Source organism: Pseudomonas sp. WS 5532, from assembly GCF_012985445.1.
GTDB lineage: Bacteria > Pseudomonadota > Gammaproteobacteria > Pseudomonadales > Pseudomonadaceae > Aquipseudomonas > Aquipseudomonas edaphica.
The window spans coordinates 1-2,641 of the sequence record NZ_JAAQWK010000049.1; the positions used below are offsets into that span (position 1 = coordinate 1).

Sequence of the window (2,641 nt, forward strand, 5' to 3'; positions counted from 1 at the left end):
TGCGGATTTCGGAACACCGTGACCGGCCGTTTCGGTTGATCGTGACCGCTCATTTCGCTAACGCGTGACCGCTCATTTCGGTAGCAACGTGACCGATTCTCCGCCTGTTCCGAAACAGGTGGTCACGGCTTACCGAAATCGCCGGTCACGACTTAGCGAAAGCCTTCCCCTTCGTTGCGCATGACCTGATGCGCCGCCATCCTCGACCGATTTCGGGAGAGGAAGATGGCGGCGCCGCGAGTAGCCATGCGAAACATCAAAGAATGTCTGCGCCTCAAGTTTGAGGCCGGCTTGTCCCACGAGAAGATTGCCCGTGCCTTGCAGCTGTCCAAGGGCGTGGTTAGCAAGTACATCGCGGCGGCGCGGGTGGCCGGGCTGGACTGGCCGGCGCTGGTGGCCATGGACGAGGCCGCGCTGGCGGCCGCCTTGTTTGCACCGACGTCGACGAACAAGCCGCGCGGTGAGCGAGTGCTGCCCGATGTGCTGAGCATCCACCGCGAGTTGCGACGCAAGGGCGTGACCTTGCAGCTGCTGTGGGAGGAATATCTCGCCGCGCATGCGGGCCAGCCGACCTACCGCTACACCCAGTTCGTCGAGCACTACCGGCGCTACGCCCAGACGCTCAAACGTTCGATGCGTCAGCTGCACCGTGCGGGCGAGAAGCTATTCATCGACTATGCCGGGCCGACGCTGCCGGTGGTCGACCCGGCCACCGGCGAAGTGCGCCGGGCGCACATCTTCGTCGCCGCCCTGGGCGCCTCGAATTACACCTATGCCTGCGCGACGCCAGGCGAAACCCAGGTGGACTGGCTGACCTCGCTGGGCCAGGCTCTGACCTACTTTGGCGGCGTGCCGGAAATGGTTGTGCCGGACAATCCGCGCGCCCTGGTCGCCCAGCCGGATCGCTACGAGCCGGGCCTGAACCGGGCCGCGCTGGAGTGCGCCCGCCATTACGACACCGTGATGCTGCCGGCGCGGCCACGCAAACCCCAGGACAAGGCCAAGGCCGAGGTGGCGGTGCAGGTGGTCGAGCGCTGGATCATGGCGCGGCTTCGCCACCGGCAGTTCTTCAGCCTGCATGCGCTTAACCAGGCTATCGCCGAGCTGCTGGAGGATCTGAATCGGCGCCCGTTCAAGCGGCTCGATGGCTGCCGGCGCGACTGGTTCGAGCGCCTGGATCGTCCGGCCTTGCGACCGTTGCCGGTGCATCCCTACGAGGTCGCCACCTTCAAGCGCTGCAAGGTCAGCATCGACTACCACGTCGAGGTCAATGGCAGCTTCTACAGCGTGCCCTCCGCCCTGGCCCGGCAGAGCGTCGAGGTGCGGCTGACGGCGCACACCCTGGAAGTGCTGCATGGCAACCGACGGGTGGCCAGCCACGTGCTGCTGGGCCGTCGCGGCGCCTACAGCACCCAGCGCGAGCACATGCCCGCGGCGCACCAGGCGCATCGCGAATGGACGCCGCAACGCCTGCTCGACTGGGGCGAGCGGATCGGCCCCTACACGCGCCAACTGATCGATCACCAGCTGACCCACAAGCCGCACCCGGAGATGGGCTACCGCGCCTGCCTTGGCCTGCTCTCGCTGGCCCGCCGCTACGGCAATGCACGGCTAGAAGCCGCCGCCGAACGGGCCGTCCAGCTGCGCGCCTTCACCGGGCGCAGCGTGCGCAACCTGCTCCAGCAAGGCCTGGATCAGCAGCCGCTGCCCAAGCGTGCGGCTGAAACGGCCTTACCCGAGCACCACGAAAACGTCCGTGGCGCCGACTACTACCAACCCCCGCAACAGGAGCTGTTCGATGATGCCGCAACACACCCTGAATCAACTGCACCAGCTACGCCTGGACGGCATGGCCCGCGCCCTGGAAGAGCAATGGACGCTGCCGGCCAGCCACAGCCTGAGCTTCGATGAACGCCTCGGCCTACTGCTCGACCGCGAACTGGCCTGGCGTGACAACCAGCGCCTGGTACGGCTGCGCAAGAAGGCCAAGCTCAAGTACAGCAACGCTTGCCTGGAAGATCTCGACCGCCGCTCCGGTCGCGCCCTGGACGAGCGTCTGATCGCCACCCTGGCCAGTGGCGACTGGATCCGCCAGCAGCACAACCTGCTGCTGACCGGCCCGACCGGTGCCGGCAAAACCTGGCTGGCCTGCGCCCTGGGCAACCAGGCCTGCCGCCAGGGCTATAGCACCCTGTACCTGCGCACCCCGCGCCTGCTGGAACAACTGCGCATCGCTCATGGCGACGGCAGCTTCGGCCGTACCCTGCAACAGCTGGCAAAGGTCGACGTCCTGGTGCTGGACGACTGGGCGCTAGCCCCGCTGGAGGAAGGAGCCCGGCATGACCTGCTGGAGGTGATCGACGACCGCGCTGGCAGCCGCTCCACCATCCTGACGAGCCAACTGCCCATCGAGCACTGGCACGGCTGGATCAACGACCCGACCCTGGCCGATGCCATCCTCGACCGCCTGGTGCACAACGCCTACCGGCTGACGATGAAAGGCGAGTCGCTGCGCCGAAAAAAAGCCGAGGAACAAGCCGCATCGTGACCGATGCGATTACAATCCAGAACCCGCGCAACCGGGGTGGAAGCACCGGTCACGTATTAGCGAAACGCTCGGTCACGTTCACCGAAATCCGCA

General features: G+C 66.2%; 2 protein-coding genes. Both read left to right on the forward strand.

What is annotated here, in order from left to right; genetic code table 11:
• Positions 1–225 precede the first annotated feature (225 nt).
• Positions 226–1,911: an IS21 family transposase gene (gene istA / locus HBO23_RS33525; RefSeq protein WP_170040992.1), complete on the forward strand. Its 1,686-nt coding sequence runs from the start codon at positions 226–228 to the stop codon at positions 1,909–1,911.
• A complete protein-coding gene (gene istB, locus HBO23_RS33530) occupies positions 1,799–2,548 on the forward strand; it encodes an IS21-like element IS1474 family helper ATPase IstB (RefSeq protein ID WP_143503484.1) in 750 nt (249 codons plus the stop codon). Before istA ends, istB begins: the two co-directional genes overlap by 113 nt.
• Positions 2,549–2,641 lie beyond the last annotated feature (93 nt).